At 39.4% G+C, this 13,934-nt stretch carries 15 protein-coding genes and 2 pseudogenes; 10 read left to right on the top strand and 7 right to left on the bottom strand.

Annotation, left to right across the window (positions count from 1 at the left end):
• Positions 1 to 30 precede the first annotated feature (30 nt).
• The 3 genes from LC033_RS04765 to LC033_RS04755 all read left to right on the top strand — a co-directional run bounded on the left by LC033_RS04765 (position 31) and on the right by LC033_RS04755 (position 2,474).
• Positions 31 to 1,137 (top strand): oligosaccharide ABC transporter ATP-binding protein MsmX, encoded by a 1,107-nt coding sequence (locus tag LC033_RS04765; protein WP_226567112.1) that lies wholly within the window; start codon positions 31 to 33, stop codon positions 1,135 to 1,137.
• A 231-nt stretch (positions 1,138 to 1,368) separates the two neighbouring features.
• Positions 1,369 to 1,572 (top strand): alpha/beta-type small acid-soluble spore protein, encoded by a 204-nt coding sequence (locus LC033_RS04760; RefSeq protein WP_226567111.1) that lies wholly within the window; start codon positions 1,369 to 1,371, stop codon positions 1,570 to 1,572.
• A gap of 284 nt (positions 1,573 to 1,856) precedes the next feature.
• Positions 1,857 to 2,474, top strand: coding sequence for an NAD(P)-dependent oxidoreductase (locus LC033_RS04755; protein WP_226567110.1), 618 nt, complete (start codon positions 1,857 to 1,859; stop codon positions 2,472 to 2,474).
• A 147-nt stretch (positions 2,475 to 2,621) separates the two neighbouring features.
• On the opposite strand, the pseudogene LC033_RS17000 reads toward LC033_RS04755, so the two are convergent.
• A pseudogene (locus tag LC033_RS17000) lies at positions 2,622 to 3,056 on the bottom strand (hypothetical protein); the annotation flags it as partial.
• Between the two features lie 363 nt (positions 3,057 to 3,419).
• On the opposite strand from LC033_RS17000, the gene LC033_RS04740 reads away from it, so the two are divergent.
• Positions 3,420 to 3,926, top strand: a complete 507-nt coding sequence (locus LC033_RS04740) for a universal stress protein (RefSeq protein ID WP_226567109.1) — start codon at positions 3,420 to 3,422, stop codon at positions 3,924 to 3,926.
• Between the two features lie 45 nt (positions 3,927 to 3,971).
• Here LC033_RS04740 and dat read toward each other — a convergent pair whose 3' ends face one another.
• The gene (dat, locus tag LC033_RS04735) at positions 3,972 to 4,829 is read right to left on the bottom strand and encodes a D-amino-acid transaminase (protein WP_226567108.1); all 858 of its coding nucleotides are present in this window, start codon (positions 4,827 to 4,829) and stop codon (positions 3,972 to 3,974) included.
• A 295-nt stretch (positions 4,830 to 5,124) separates the two neighbouring features.
• Between dat and LC033_RS04730 the strand changes: the two genes are divergently transcribed.
• Entirely contained in the window at positions 5,125 to 5,979 is an 855-nt protein-coding gene (locus LC033_RS04730; protein WP_226567107.1) for a polysaccharide deacetylase family protein, read from the top strand.
• Positions 5,980 to 6,048: 69 nt separating this feature from the next.
• Here LC033_RS04730 and LC033_RS04725 read toward each other — a convergent pair.
• From LC033_RS04725 to LC033_RS04715, 3 genes and pseudogenes are all read right to left on the bottom strand, one after another.
• Positions 6,049 to 6,461, bottom strand: a pseudogene (locus LC033_RS04725) (Sir2 family NAD-dependent protein deacetylase); the annotation flags it as partial.
• A 7-nt stretch (positions 6,462 to 6,468) separates the two neighbouring features.
• Positions 6,469 to 7,557: a mechanosensitive ion channel family protein gene (locus LC033_RS04720; RefSeq protein WP_226567106.1), complete on the bottom strand. Its 1,089-nt coding sequence runs from the start codon at positions 7,555 to 7,557 to the stop codon at positions 6,469 to 6,471.
• 163 nt (positions 7,558 to 7,720) lie between these two features.
• Positions 7,721 to 7,822: a YhdX family protein gene (locus tag LC033_RS04715; RefSeq protein WP_226567105.1), complete on the bottom strand. Its 102-nt coding sequence runs from the start codon at positions 7,820 to 7,822 to the stop codon at positions 7,721 to 7,723.
• 291 nt (positions 7,823 to 8,113) lie between these two features.
• Here LC033_RS04715 and LC033_RS04710 point away from each other — a divergent pair, with 291 nt between their 5' ends.
• The 3 genes from LC033_RS04710 to LC033_RS04700 are packed head-to-tail and all read left to right on the top strand — an operon-like array spanning position 8,114 to position 9,598.
• Entirely contained in the window at positions 8,114 to 8,836 is a 723-nt protein-coding gene (locus tag LC033_RS04710; RefSeq protein WP_226567104.1) for a glycerophosphodiester phosphodiesterase, read from the top strand.
• Entirely contained in the window at positions 8,837 to 9,232 is a 396-nt protein-coding gene (gene crcB / locus LC033_RS04705; protein ID WP_226567103.1) for a fluoride efflux transporter CrcB, read from the top strand.
• The gene (locus tag LC033_RS04700) at positions 9,233 to 9,598 is read left to right on the top strand and encodes a fluoride efflux transporter FluC (RefSeq protein ID WP_226567102.1); all 366 of its coding nucleotides are present in this window, start codon (positions 9,233 to 9,235) and stop codon (positions 9,596 to 9,598) included.
• Between the two features lie 128 nt (positions 9,599 to 9,726).
• Here the strand turns inward: LC033_RS04700 and LC033_RS04695 are convergent, their stop codons facing one another.
• Entirely contained in the window at positions 9,727 to 11,109 is a 1,383-nt protein-coding gene (locus tag LC033_RS04695) for a hemolysin family protein (RefSeq protein WP_226567101.1), read from the bottom strand.
• 329 nt (positions 11,110 to 11,438) lie between these two features.
• Here LC033_RS04695 and LC033_RS04690 point away from each other — a divergent pair, with 329 nt between their 5' ends.
• Both LC033_RS04690 and LC033_RS04685 read left to right on the top strand, forming a co-directional pair.
• Positions 11,439 to 11,879: a MerR family transcriptional regulator gene (locus tag LC033_RS04690; protein ID WP_226567100.1), complete on the top strand. Its 441-nt coding sequence runs from the start codon at positions 11,439 to 11,441 to the stop codon at positions 11,877 to 11,879.
• 58 nt (positions 11,880 to 11,937) lie between these two features.
• Entirely contained in the window at positions 11,938 to 13,269 is a 1,332-nt protein-coding gene (locus LC033_RS04685) for a hemolysin family protein (protein WP_226567099.1), read from the top strand.
• 40 nt (positions 13,270 to 13,309) lie between these two features.
• Here the strand turns inward: LC033_RS04685 and LC033_RS04680 are convergent, their stop codons facing one another.
• Positions 13,310 to 13,918, bottom strand: a complete 609-nt coding sequence (locus LC033_RS04680; protein ID WP_226567098.1) for a lysophospholipid acyltransferase family protein — start codon at positions 13,916 to 13,918, stop codon at positions 13,310 to 13,312.
• Between the last annotated feature and the right edge of the window lie 16 nt (positions 13,919 to 13,934).

Raw genomic sequence — 13,934 nt, 5'->3', positions numbered from 1 at the left:
TTTCAAAAAGGGACTGGGAGGCTATCATCTATGGCTGAAATGATACTCAATCAAATTTATAAAGTGTACGATAACAAGGTAACAGCAGTAGATAACTTTGATCTACATATACAGGATAAAGAATTTATTGTGTTTGTTGGTCCATCGGGGTGCGGAAAATCAACCACCCTTCGTATGATTGCAGGTCTTGAAGAGATTTCACAAGGGGACTTTCTGTTAGACGGTAAACGGATGAATGACGTGGCACCAAAAGACCGGGATATCGCAATGGTTTTTCAAAACTATGCATTATATCCTCACATGAACGTGTACGATAATATGGCTTTTGGGTTAAAGCTTCGGAAGTTTCCTAAAATAGAAATTGATGAGCGGGTTAGAAATGCCGCTAAAATATTAGGGCTTGAACAATACTTAGACAGAAAACCAAAAACATTGTCTGGCGGTCAAAGACAGCGTGTTTCACTTGGCAGAGCGATTGTGCGCGATGCAAAAGTCTATCTTTTGGATGAACCGCTCTCTAACTTAGATGCGAAACTACGTGTTCAAATGCGAGCTGAAATTTCTAAACTTCATCAGCGCCTGCAAACGACATTTATCTATGTTACACATGATCAGACTGAAGCGATGACAATGGCTACCCGTCTTGTAGTCATGAAAGATGGCTTTATTCAGCAGATTGGTGCGCCGAAGGATGTTTATGAAAACCCAGAGAATGTTTTTGTAGGCGGATTCATTGGCTCTCCTGCGATGAACTTTTTTACAGGAAAGCTTTCTGAAGGCACCATAGCCATTGGAAAAACGCACATTCGTGTGCCAGAAGGAAAAATGAAGGTATTACGTAGGCAGGGCTATATTGGAAAGGATGTCATTCTAGGCATCAGGCCAGAAGACCTCCATGATGAGCCTGTGTTTATACAGGCATCTGAAGGAACAAAAATTGAGGCAAATGTAGAAATGGCTGAATTAATGGGAGCAGAAAAGATGCTTTATTCTTCTCTTGATGGTCAATCGTTTATTGCACGTGTTGATTCTCATACAGATGTTCAGACAGGTCAGTCTATACCACTTGCCATCGATATGAATAAAGCTCACTTTTTCGATGCTGAAACTGAACTGCGCATTCGCTCAATTGAATAAGAGAAGTTCTCGTGCACCATCACTCACTATCGGGTGATGTTTTTTTGCATGTTGAAACAACATTTACCATGGCCTTTTTTCGTATGTTTTCATCGCAAATATCCATAATACTTAGTATCAGGCGGATATCGTATTGGGTTTCGCCAAGTGGCAAATGACTTGAACATTTCGCTGGTGCGATTCCAGAAAACCCAACCAAACTAAATCATATATAAAAAGGAGATTCACATCATGGAAAATTCTAATAGATCAAATCAATTACTCGTTCCAGGAGCAGAGCAAGCAATCGATCAAATGAAATACGAAATCGCTTCTGAATTTGGTGTAAACCTTGGAGCAGAAACAACAGCTCGTGCTAACGGTTCAGTTGGTGGAGAAATCACAAAACGTCTTGTGTCTTACGCTCAGCAAAACCTTGGCGGAACAAAAGCTTAATTTCATATCTGGATCATAGAAGGCACCTCTTATGGTGTCTTCTTTTTTTGCTTTTATCCCTCACAAATTCCCTTTCTACTCATACTATGTATGAGAAAGGAGCGGATCTTCATGGACATTATTTCCGGTATGAATTTTGAGATTTTCCAATTTGTAGGACTCTCTCTATTATGTGAATATGCTCATAGTATTCGATCCTTTCATCTTTACAGAAAAAGCATGACATAAAATTGTACCATTTTGGGTTCTTTTCACTTATAGTATGTAGTGGAGGGATCGAACAGATGAAAATAGCACTTTTCGGTGCTCATGGACGTGTAGGACAAGCATTTCTTCGTTTTGTTCAAGTAGATGATCGTTACATGGTTCGTTCTTTAGTTCGGACAAACCGGGAAGGAATGCTTGCGGGTATGTTTCAAGTCACTGGCAATTCAAGAAATCAAGAGGATGTGCTTGAGACAATCAAAGGATCAGATATTGTTGTGAGCTGTCTATCGACAGATGGTGATGATACATTATCTATTTCAATGGAGCATATCGTACAAGCCATGAAGCAAACAGGGACATCAAGAATCATTACGATTGGCACTGCGGGTATTTTAAAAGCAAGGCAGCAACCGGAACTTTACCGCTTTGAAACAAATGAATCAAAGCGAACCACTACCCGGCCAGCCAAAGAGCATGCGAAAGCCTTTGAAATCATTCAATCGACTGAACTAGATTGGACCATTATTTGTCCAACCTATTTACCAGATGGAGAAGTGACACGGTCATATCGCTATGAAAAAGATTTTCTCCCTATATATGGAAAGGAAATTTCAGTTGAAGATACGGCACACTTTTTATATCAGCAGTTAAATTCGAAGGAATTTTTGCATCAGCGAGTCGGCATCGCTTATTAACCTTTTGCCCGTGCAAACCATATACAACAAGGAAAAAGTCGAGGCGATAACATAAAGCCTCGACTTTTTTCGTCACTTAATGGTATCAAAAAGAGCCGCTTTCGAACTGAAGGAAACTCTTTTTTTGGCTGTTCACTTTTAGCTGCTAGCAACGGTTTGACCTTTTTTGGATTCAAAGGTGAAGTTCTTTAATACATTTTTTCCTTCGTTATAGGCAAAGGTGACATCCTGAAACTGAACGTGTCCCTCTATTTTCTTCTGCACAAGTTCTTCCATTTCAGTTCGTGGCTCATTTAATAATCGAAAGACCCTTTCAGATGATACCCTTGCTAATTCTAATCTGGAAAATTGATTCACGATGCCTGTAATCGGCTGGAACAATCGATTTAAATAATCGACAAACGCATAGAGTGCCCCAATGGACACAAATTGACCAGAACGAATGTCATCAACTGCCTGTCCAAGATACCTTTGGGGTAGCATTTCAAGCACATTCACAATAAGGAGCAGCATAATAGCAATCGTATATCGCCTCCACTCTTCTTTAAAGAACCAGCCTAATTTCGCAAATACTGAAAACATGTTCTTCTCTCCTTTTAAAGCTAGCCGCTTTCTATATTTTCTTGGCTGTCACGCATGTTGACAAATACGCAACATACGCGTTGATTCATCCGATCAATTGGCACAACATCGTTCCTTTTCAATGACCAATGAAGGTGTAATTGTCACGTGAATCAACTCATTCATGCAGTTTGATTTCATTCTTCCAAAGTGCATATGACATTTCCTCCTTTTGGATCTTGAGGATTTTTTTATCTTATAGTATCTGTCGCTATTTTCAATAAATGAAATTTTCTAACAAAAATACGTGACCATCATGTGTATGTTTTTCTCATAACGGGTATATCATGAGTGTAAAAACTCCTTTTGAAAGGAATGATGATATTGTTTCAAGCTGATCGGATGGTCATTGCGTTTGATGGACATGAAGACAGTAAGAAAGCGTTAAAAAAGGCAATCGCCTTAGCCAAAACCTTGCATGCCAAGCTCACCGTCGCCTATGCACATGATCGCAAATCAGGCAGACAGGTGTTTGATGCACCGCGCCCAATGACTGGCGGCGCTTATATCGGCGGCGGCATGGCAGACCTTCAAACACCCCCTATATATGTACCTCATGATGAACAGCAAAGTCCCTTGATATTTGAAGACCATACAGAAGAGGTCGTTGCAGAAGCGAGGATGATTTTGAATGAGGAACAGTTTGAAGCTAAAATAGAAATTGTCGAGGGAGAGCCTTCAGAAGCAATTATCGAATATGCTGAAGACATATCAGCGGACCTCATCGTCATGGGAGCACGTGACCAAAGCAGATTAAAAAAAATGCTATTTGGCAGTGTGAGTGAAAAATTATCATCAAACTCAGATATACCTGTGCTTATTGTGAAATAAATGCATTACAAAAGGCTGTAAACATTGGTTTACAGCCTCTTTCATTTATGAAGTAATCGATGCTTCAATTTCTTGCTTAATTTTTTTTTGGAAACCTTCCTGAACACGCTTCGTGATCTCTCCAGGAACACCTTCTCCTACTGATTGACCATCTATCTCAACAATCGGAACGACTTCAGCAGTTGTTGAACTGATAAAAATTTCTTTAGCACGCAGCAGCTCTTCTTTGCTGATACGTGTTTCTTCGACACTGCACCCCTCTTCCTCACATACCTGTAGCAGTTTTCTACGGGTAATGCCGTTTAAAATGAGGTTGTTTGCTGGGTGTGTACGAATCACGCCATCAATGACAGCATATACATTCGAGGAGGTTCCCTCCGTCACAAAGCCGTCTCTGATTAAAATGGCTTCAAACGCACCAGCTTCCGACGCTTTCTGCTTTTCCATGACGTTATATAATAGGTTTAAGCTCTTAATATCACATCTTAACCAGCGAAGGTCATCAGATAATAAGGCCTTTGCACCAGTTGTCTGCTCTTGAACAGGCTTTTTCACTTGGAACGTATACGCCGTGATTTGAGGAGTGAGAGAATCACCATATTGGTGTTTGCGAGGTGCTACCCCTCGTGTCACTTGAATATATACGGCGCCATCTGTTAGTTGATTGTCAGCGACTAGCTTTTTTAATTTTTTTTCCATATCCGATACCGTACCTTGCAGATGAATGCCGATTTCTTTTGCACTCTTGAACAGACGCTCTGTATGCTCTTTTAATGTAAACAAAGTACCATTGTATACACGGATGACCTCATAGACTCCGTCGCCAAATTGGTAGCCTCTGTCCTCAATATCAACATGTGCATCTTTTTTTTCAATGAAATCTCCATTGTACAATACTTTCATATGGATTCTCCCCTTCGCTTTGCTTTAATGGTTGGATCTGATGCTATCTTAGCCGATAAATGAAAACGTTTCAATGATTATTCAGAATGATTTTTGATCAAATAAATGGATCACTTTCTATTGAAACAAATATAGATTCATAACGAAAAAGATTCCAACTTTTTAGCATCTTCTATATTCATAGGCTCTTTTTTCCTGTATACTTACTCAATATAAGCACGACAAAAAACAGCGAAAAAAGACAGAATCCACTACATGATTCGACACAAATTTTTGATTTATTGGAGCGATTGTAATGCAACGGGTTACGAAAAAACAGACACCTTCAAACACGCTGCTGCTCTCAAAGGCTATTGGTTTAGTGATTCTTACACTGATCCTCTTTTTAATATGGGATATGTCAAAAACCAATATGCAGGCAGCAGATCAACCGGCTGAAATGTCTGCGAGCAGTCAATTCCGAGACACAAGCATAAGTCTGAAAGCAAAAGATGATTCTACGAAAACATTAGATGCACATTTTAAGATCAACCCAAACAAACATGTAACGGATCAAACGATCTTTTTAACCTTTGATGATGGTCCTTCTGCTACATTAAATCAGCTGTTAGATGTGCTAAAGGCGCATCAAGTGAAGGCCACATTTTTTATGCTTGGGCCAAAGATCAAAGAACACCCAGCAGCTGTGAAAAGGCTTCATCAAGAAGGGCATCAATTAGGGCTTCATGGCATCACGCATGATGTGAAACGCTTTTATCAACAAAGTGATTCTCCCGTCAACGAAATGAAAGAAGATCAGCGCATTTTAGCTTCTGTCACAGGTGAATATACTCATCTGGTGAGAACACCCTATGGCAGTGTTCCAAATTTAACAGATCAGCAAAAAATACGTTTAAAACAAAAAGGCTTTATTTATTGGGATTGGACAATTGATAGTCTTGACTGGAAATATAAAAGCTCAAAATACGTACCAGAGGTATTGAATCAGCTGCAAGTGCTTGAGACAAAACATCCAAAAGAACCAAAAATCATTTTAATGCATGATCACCCAGCTACCGCAAAATACTTAAACAGTCTGATCACACAGCTAAAAGCAAAGGGCTATACATTTGAAGTCCTTGATGAAACAATGAAGCCGCTACAACAATAAAATTTGAAACGTCAAAGCCCCGCAAAAAGGTGCGGGGTTTCTTTATGATTTATATTTATAGAGATGTCGTAGATAGGGTAGCTCATATTTCGTCTGGCACGAAGGACAAGTGGCAGTCTGAATGAAACCATGCAGTTCATAGACATGCTGACTTCCCTCTTTTTTTGCAAGCCGTCAATATTTTGTGTGAAGATATCCACATGCTTCCCTTGCTTCTCAAGGTTTGCCAAAAAGTAATGTCCCGCATTTGGTTCGTACTCTCCACTCATTTTCATTTGAAATAATTCCTTGAATTTTGGCCAGAATTGATGAGGGTGTGATAAAAAATAGGATCCGCTCATTGCCTCCATTCTAGAGGTATCTTCTGTCCACACACCACCTGTTGATCTAAAATCGGGGATACCCGATTCTGTGCTCATACCAGCACCTGAAAGTACTGTGATATGTGAAGCTTGTGCCACACTCTCTCTTTGCGCTGCCACCTTTGCTTTATTCACCTTGCTGTTTCTCACCCTTTTGTTCCATATAAATGGTCTGTCCAGGGAAGGCGAATTCTACACCTTCTTGATGGAAGATATCGATGATACGATAGTTAATGTCTTGCCTAATATCAAGGTTTTCAGACCATGCCGTTGTGTTTGTGTAAAAGTTAAAAAATAAGTTCATATAGCTATCTGCCAGTACATCGAGGTTCACCATAATGGTTTCCTTATGAACACCGTCATGCTCATACAGCATTTGTTTAAGACGCTTAATACAATTTTCAATATTTTCCTTTTGTGTATTATAGGCCACACGAACTGAGAATGTAATCTGGCGTTTATTCATTCTCGTCCAGTTTGTAATCGGCTCCTTTGAAAGCGTGGAATTTGGAACTGTCACGACTGCTTCAGCAGGCGTTCTAAACTTTGTGCTTCTAAATGTAATGTCCTCTACTGTTCCAAGTACACTTGGGGTCTCCACAAAATCGCCCATCGTAAATGGCTTCTCTGTAATAATAACAACACCTCCAAAAAAGTTCGCCACTGTATCCTGCGCAGCGAACGCAAAAGCTAGACCTCCTAGACCAAGTCCTGCCACAAGCCCGTTCACGTCATAATTAAATTCTTGTGCAATGACACTAATACTCAGTGCAATAATAATAAAACGAAGTACCTTTGATAAAAATGGCGCTAAAATATCATCCATTTCTAATTCAAACTTTGAATTCACCTTTTGAAATAAGAATGAAGAAGCAGCGGTTAAATTACAAAGCCCCCACGTTAGCATCAATATAATCGAAGACCTATACAATTTAATGATGACACCCATATGGTGCTCAAAGTACGGCGCCTGTCTAAACGCAAAATATAAGCCAAGTACCACAAAAAACAGCCTTGCAGGTTTTTCGAATGCCACAACAATTTGATTAATGACCTCAGTTTTAGACCGATTCGTCAGCCTAAAAAGGAGATGAAACAAGTACTTCGCAAATACTTTCCGAAGCAATAAAAAAAGCAAAAAAATACATAGGCTAATGCCAATTTGGATCGCAATTTCTACTGTAAAGTATGTATCCATCCATTTTTGTGGAAACATGTCTGTCTCTCTCCTTTAAAACAATCCTCTCTAGTTTATATTATAAACTTCGTATGTGTCCTCTCTTAAATGTCTGACCTGAATATAAAAAGCCTCGAGATACATCCCGAGGCATGATGTTCAATATGAAATTTTGGCTTGAGACATAACGACGGGCAGCAAACTACTTTTTCTTCTGAGTCTGATCAAGGAGAGTCGCTTTAAACATTTCAGCATCCGTTTCGACCTTAATACGTTCTTCTACTCTAATTCTCCCTTTACCCAATCATCTCGCCTCCTTTTCATCATTATAAAACATCAGAATTTTCAGTCAACATGACGAATGTACTAATATTTTGACGAACGCTGACGATTTGGACAAAATTGATCGAAGAAAAATTGATGTAATTCAGATTTACTCAATGAAAGCTTGGGATATTCCTGGAACTTTTCACATTTACACAACATGCTTTTTTACATACCGCTACCTTCCCCTCCTGATAGTAAAGCAGGACAATATATAAGGCATTTGATATGATATGATAAGATCAGAACTTATGTCAGGGAGCTGGATCATGTGTATATTATTGCGCATAGAGGATCATCAAGCGCTGCCCCAGAAAATACAATCGCTGCTTTTGATTTAGCTGTTCAGCAGGGTGCAGATTATATTGAGTTAGACATTCAGCTAACAATGGATCAGCACATAGTTGTGATCCATGATGATACCGTTGATCGAACGACAGACGGAAGTGGGCCAGTCAGAAGTTATACACTCGATCAGCTTAAAAAGCTGGATGCAGGGAGCTGGTTTGATAAACGGTACGCCAAAGAAAGAATCCCAACATTACAAGAAATTCTTGAGAGATACAGCCAGTGTATCGGTATATTGATTGAAATCAAGCATCCAAAACGGCAAATTGGGATTGAAAAAGCAGTTGTGGACATCATCAATCGTTTTTCCTATTCTCGCCATATCATGGTTCAATCTTTTGATGACACTACACTTCAAAGAATCAAAGCTGACGCCCCTTCTCTTCAAACAGCTTTTATCATGAAACCTTCCGCCTTAAAACTGACGAAAAGGAAATTAGCGGTGTACAACTCGTTTGCTGATTGTCTTAATATGAAGAAAACGATGATCAACAGTTGGTGGATAGACCATATCCACTCATTCGGGATGGATGTGTTTATATGGACAGTGAAAGATCAAAAAACAGCCAACTGGATAAAAAAATACCCAATTGATGGAGTGGTGACGGATCATCCGCCATTTTTTTCAAAAGGAGAAATGATGTAAATGAAAACTTATCTCGCCGTTTTTATTGGTGGACTGATTGGTACGTTTTGCAGATATAAGCTAAGTCAATCCGTTGTCAGCCAAACATTTCCCTACTCAACACTCATCGAAAACGTTGCAGGCAGTCTGCTTCTTGGTTATGCCACAGGATACTTTATGTTTCATAAAGAAAAGAAATATCTTGCAGCTTTGATCGGAACAGGATTTTGCGGTGGTTATACGACCATGTCCACTTTTTCTAAAGAGGCAGTTCTCTTATTACAAGCTGGGCAATTCAATTCAAGTGTAATGTACATACTACTGTCAGTGATTGCTGGAGTAACTGCTGCCTTAACTGGATTTATAATCGCTCAGCGGCTTTTACATCAACATCACCAGCAGAAAGGAAGCAGATAAATGATTGATTTTTATACAGCGGTTGCAGGAGGGATTGGTAGTGCCCTTCGTTTTTTCATCAGCCAATCTGTTCAGAAAGCCCAATCCCATGCGCGTTTCCCATATAGTATTATGCTCGTCAATTTATTAGGTGCAGCCGGTTTAGGTTTACTGACAGGTGCAGTGATGTCCGATCACCCACTACTTGTAATCATTGGAATGGGTTTTTTCGGTGGTTTTACGACATTCTCTACTTTTAGCGTAGAGTCGGCAACCATGCTGATGCACCGTCAAATAGGGAAACTTGCTGTCTATTTAGTTATGACGATTCTCGGGTCTTTAAGTCTCTTTGCTGCGTTCTATCAAATAGGACAAATCCTTTTTTAAATATTCGTGATGGTTGCTAAGCTGATGAGTAGTTGATTCATTAGTTGTCCTTCTATGCGAACATATATTCCCTAAAAAAGAAACTTAATACCTAAAAAAGAAACTTAATACCTAAAAAAACCTTGAGCTTATTTTTTGCTCAAGGTCATTTCGTTTACTAACAGCGGCTCTTTTATATCAAGCCTAGTTCGTGTGTTTCCTTTTTCTGATGATGTGATGCCTTTTTTCAGGTCAATCTTTTTAATATAACGTCCATCCATTTCCAGCACCTTTATCCGAATATCATCAAGATAAATGGATTGCCCTTCTTGGATATCAATATTTTCCTTTAAGATTAACCCGCCAATTGTATCAATCTCTTCATCCTCATAGGAAAGCTCGATCAAATCTTGAATGTCACTTAATCTAACTTTGCCATCTAGTACATAATGATGATCGGCTCTTTTTTGAATGATTGGCTGTTCATCTTCATCAAATTCATCCCGAATGTCTCCAACAATCTCTTCTAAAACATTTTCTGTAGTGACAAGTCCAGACGTTCCGCCATATTCATCGGTTAAGATCGCCATATGCATTCTATCACGCTGCATTTTGACAAGTAACTCCTGAATTGGAATTGTATCAATCACTTCAATCACTGGATAAATATAATCTTGAATCTTCAGGTGATCTTTTTCTCCTTGATACACAATATCTGCAAAGAGCTGCTTTTTGTTCAGCATGCCAATGACATGATCTTTATCACCTGAAAACACAGGAAAGCGCGTATACTTTTCCTTCGTCATAATGGCGAGTATGTCGTCAAATGGCATATCTTCCGGGATGGCACAAATTTCTCTTCGCGGTATCATGATCTCTCTGGCAATTCGATTATCAAAATCGAAAATTTTGTTCATATAATTATATTCTGATGGGTTGATTTCCCCATTTTTTAAGCTCTCAGATAATAAAATCTTCAATTCCTCTTCAGAATGGGAATGTTCTTTTTCAGACCCCATATCGATACCCATCATTTTGGTTAACACACGGGCTGACCCGTTCAATACATAAATGAAAGGGAACATAAGCATATAAAATGCATGCAGCGGGCCTGACAGCCATAGCGTCATTTTTTCTGCCTTTTGAATGGCAAGTGTTTTTGGTGCAAGCTCACCTACGACTACATGCAAAAAGGTAATTATAGAGAACGCAAGTGTTGCTGAGATCAGGCTGATTGCTGAATCAGGAATGTTTGTCAAACCGAAACCTCGAACCAAAAGTTCTTTCACTGCCGGCTTACCGATCCACCCTAAACCAAGTGATGTCACCGTAATACCAAGCTGACAGGCTGACAAATATTCATCTAGCCTTGATGTCACCTTTTTCGCCATGGTGGCCTTTTTAGACCCTTCGGCAACAAGCTGATTAATTCTTGAACTTCTCACCTTCACAATGGCAAACTCAGATGCAACAAAGAAAGCTGTTAAAGCAATCAAAACACCGACTATACTCAGATTAACAATATCGTCCATTTAACCTTGCTCTTTCTTAGAAGAACAAGGAGTCACCTCCTGATTGATGATGTTGTCTTTTGCAAAACGGTTAACTGATTAAATAAGACTACATTGAGGGTCCCACTTAACCACCTCCGGTTCACATAAAATCCGCCTCTCTGCATATATATGAAACGGTATTCATTTTATCTTACCATAAATAATCTGAAAGTTCCTGTATCATCATGTTATTTTTGACATGATAGCCTAAATTGAGGGAAGTCCCCTCTGCATATTGGAAGGGAATATGAACGATTAACTTGTATTTCAGACTCGAATTATATTAAACTATTTTCATAAACTATAACGTGACGGTTAGGAGGAGATGTTCAGATGGGGCTGAGAAAAAGTATCGTATTGGTGAACTAGCACAAATTGCACAGGTGACGAAACGAACTGTAGATTATTATACAAATCTTGGACTGCTTGCGCCTGTTAGATCTTGTTCAAATTATCGTTATTACGATGAACTTGCTTTAAAACGATTACAATTAATCGTTCTTTGCAAACAGCAGAGATTGGCTCTTTCTGACATCAAATCCAGATTAGATGAACAATTCCCTTCTCAAAAAGAAGAACATGATGAACTTGTCCATTTAACCACTGATATCGATCGTATGAATGAACATATGGACCGCATTTTGACACGTTGTAAGCAGCTTCAACCAGAACAACGTGAAAAACTAAAAGAGCAGCTTACTCCAGAAAAAATGACGGCTGTCCAATCATTTTTACTGCTGTTAAGTTAAAATCTTTACTAAACAGGAGGTGTTACCTTCGTTCTCAAAGTCAGAACGAAGGCCTTAATTGGACATAGTTAATTTATTCATAGTTGCTTTACTTATAGCTTTAACCGCATTTTTCGTTGCATCAGAGTTTGCGATCATTCGCTTAAGAAGCTCAAGAATTGATCAATTAATTGCAGAAGGTAATAAAACCGCAATTGCTGTAAAGCATGTAACGACTCATCTTGATGAGTACTTATCTGCCTGTCAGCTTGGGATTACCATTACCGCCCTTGGGATTGGTTGGTTAGGGGAAGAAACGATTTCGCATATGCTTGCACCACTCTTTGCAGAGCTTTCAATTCCTCAATCAGCTAGTCACATCGTCACTTTTATTATTGCGTTTAGTATCATGACGTTTTTACACGTTGTGGTTGGAGAACTTGCACCTAAAACACTCGCCATTCAAAAGGCAGAGCAAGTATCCCTTCTTTTTGCTAGACCACTCATGATTTTTTACAAAGTGATGTTCCCGTTCATCTGGGTATTAAATGGATCTGCTCGTTTGTTAACGAAAGCGTTCGGTCTTCAGCAAGTATCTGAGCATGACATGGCGCACTCTGAAGAAGAATTGCGAATTATTTTATCAGAGAGCTATAAGAGCGGCGAGATTAACCAGTCTGAATTCAAATATGTGAACAAAATTTTTGAATTTGATGACCGTCTTGCGAAGGAAATTATGATTCCGCGGACCGAAGTTGTCAGCTTCCCTCACGATATTACCATTGAGGAAATACTGAAAGTGACCAAGGTGGAAAAATATACACGCTATCCAATTGAAGATGGCGATAAAGACAACATTATTGGTGTTGTGAATATTAAAGAGGTTCTCACTGCTTGTATTAGTGGTGAATGTTCTACAAGTGATACGATTGAAAAGTTTGTGAACCCGATTATTCATGTGATTGAAACCGTTCCTGTTCATGATTTACTGCTCAAAATGCAGCGTGAACGAGTACACATGGCCATTTTATCAGATGAATATGGCGGTACAGCAGGTCTTGTTACCGTTGAAGACATCCTTGAAGAAATTGTCGGAGAAATTCGTGATGAATTCGATATTGATGAAATTAACGAAGTGCGTAAACTTGGAGAAGACCATTATATCTTTGATGGGAAGGTCCTTGTCGATCAAGTCAACCTGCTACTAGGTACGCAGCTTGATAACGAAGAAGTCGACACGATCGGCGGCTGGTTCCTTACACAGAAATATGAAGTGGAGAAGCACGACTCTATTCGTGAACAAGGCTATGAATTTATCATTAATGAAGTCGATGGACACCACGTCTCATACATCGAGGTCAAAAAGCGAAATGAACAACAATTAGAAGCAGCCGAAGAAGGCGCTTCGTAAGAAAAAAACGACCCTTGCTTAACAGCAAGTGGTCGTTTTCTTATGCCTTTTCCTTTTCGATTAATTGAGCTTCAAGTTCTTTGATTCTTGTATTTAACACTTCCGCCGTGGCACCTAGCCTTTCTTTTGACGGCAGATGGTCAAATTCTGACAGCTCAATCGGCTCACCGATGATTAAGCGCATTTTCCCCTTCTTGAAAAGACTTTTTGCATTTGATGGTCCTTTGTAAGCCGCTGGTATAATTGGCGATTTACCTAATTGTGCAATGGTGACAGCCCCTCTTTTTAAAGGCACATCCTCTGTTGTCCGTGTGCCACTTGGAAAAATCCCAACGATCTTCCCCTCTTTTAATAATTTAATGGGCGTTTTAATACTGCTTGGCCCAGGATTCTCTCGATCAACTGGAAAAGCATGAATCTTTTTTAAAAATCCGCCGATCCATTTATTTGCAAACAATTCTTTTTTCGCCATGTAGTGGATCTCAAACGGAAGAATTCCTGCGCCTAATGCAAGAACATCCACAAAACCCTCATGCGTACAAGCAATGACAAAACCCCGATCTGTTGGCAGATTCTCTTTTTGATACACTTTGATTCCACCTCGGAGAGCAAATAATGCTTTGACGGTATAGCCTGAAAATTTATACATAGTGCACTTCCTTTGT

The sequence above is a fragment of the Bacillus stratosphericus genome, from assembly GCF_020524495.1.
In the GTDB taxonomy this organism is placed as follows: domain Bacteria; phylum Bacillota; class Bacilli; order Bacillales; family Bacillaceae; genus Bacillus; species Bacillus stratosphericus_B.
The sequence above is the reverse complement of the archived record's forward strand: the minus strand, read 5'-3'. Positions and strand labels throughout refer to the sequence as shown.

Excerpts from the sequence above, each read along its gene's own strand:
- LC033_RS04765 (WP_226567112.1), top strand. The coding sequence starts at position 31 with ATGGCTGAAATGATACTCAATCAAATTTATAAAGTGTACGATAACAAG.
- LC033_RS04760 (WP_226567111.1), top strand. The coding sequence starts at position 1,369 with ATGGAAAATTCTAATAGATCAAATCAATTACTCGTTCCAGGAGCAGAG.
- LC033_RS04755 (WP_226567110.1), top strand. The coding sequence starts at position 1,857 with ATGAAAATAGCACTTTTCGGTGCTCATGGACGTGTAGGACAAGCATTT.
- dat (WP_226567108.1), bottom strand. The coding sequence starts at position 4,829 with ATGAAAGTATTGTACAATGGAGATTTCATTGAAAAAAAAGATGCACAT.
- LC033_RS04730 (WP_226567107.1), top strand. The coding sequence starts at position 5,125 with ATGCAACGGGTTACGAAAAAACAGACACCTTCAAACACGCTGCTGCTC.
- LC033_RS04720 (WP_226567106.1), bottom strand. The coding sequence starts at position 7,557 with ATGTTTCCACAAAAATGGATGGATACATACTTTACAGTAGAAATTGCG.
- crcB (WP_226567103.1), top strand. The coding sequence starts at position 8,837 with ATGAAAACTTATCTCGCCGTTTTTATTGGTGGACTGATTGGTACGTTT.
- LC033_RS04700 (WP_226567102.1), top strand. The coding sequence starts at position 9,233 with ATGATTGATTTTTATACAGCGGTTGCAGGAGGGATTGGTAGTGCCCTT.
- LC033_RS04695 (WP_226567101.1), bottom strand. The coding sequence starts at position 11,109 with ATGGACGATATTGTTAATCTGAGTATAGTCGGTGTTTTGATTGCTTTA.
- LC033_RS04680 (WP_226567098.1), bottom strand. The coding sequence starts at position 13,918 with ATGTATAAATTTTCAGGCTATACCGTCAAAGCATTATTTGCTCTCCGA.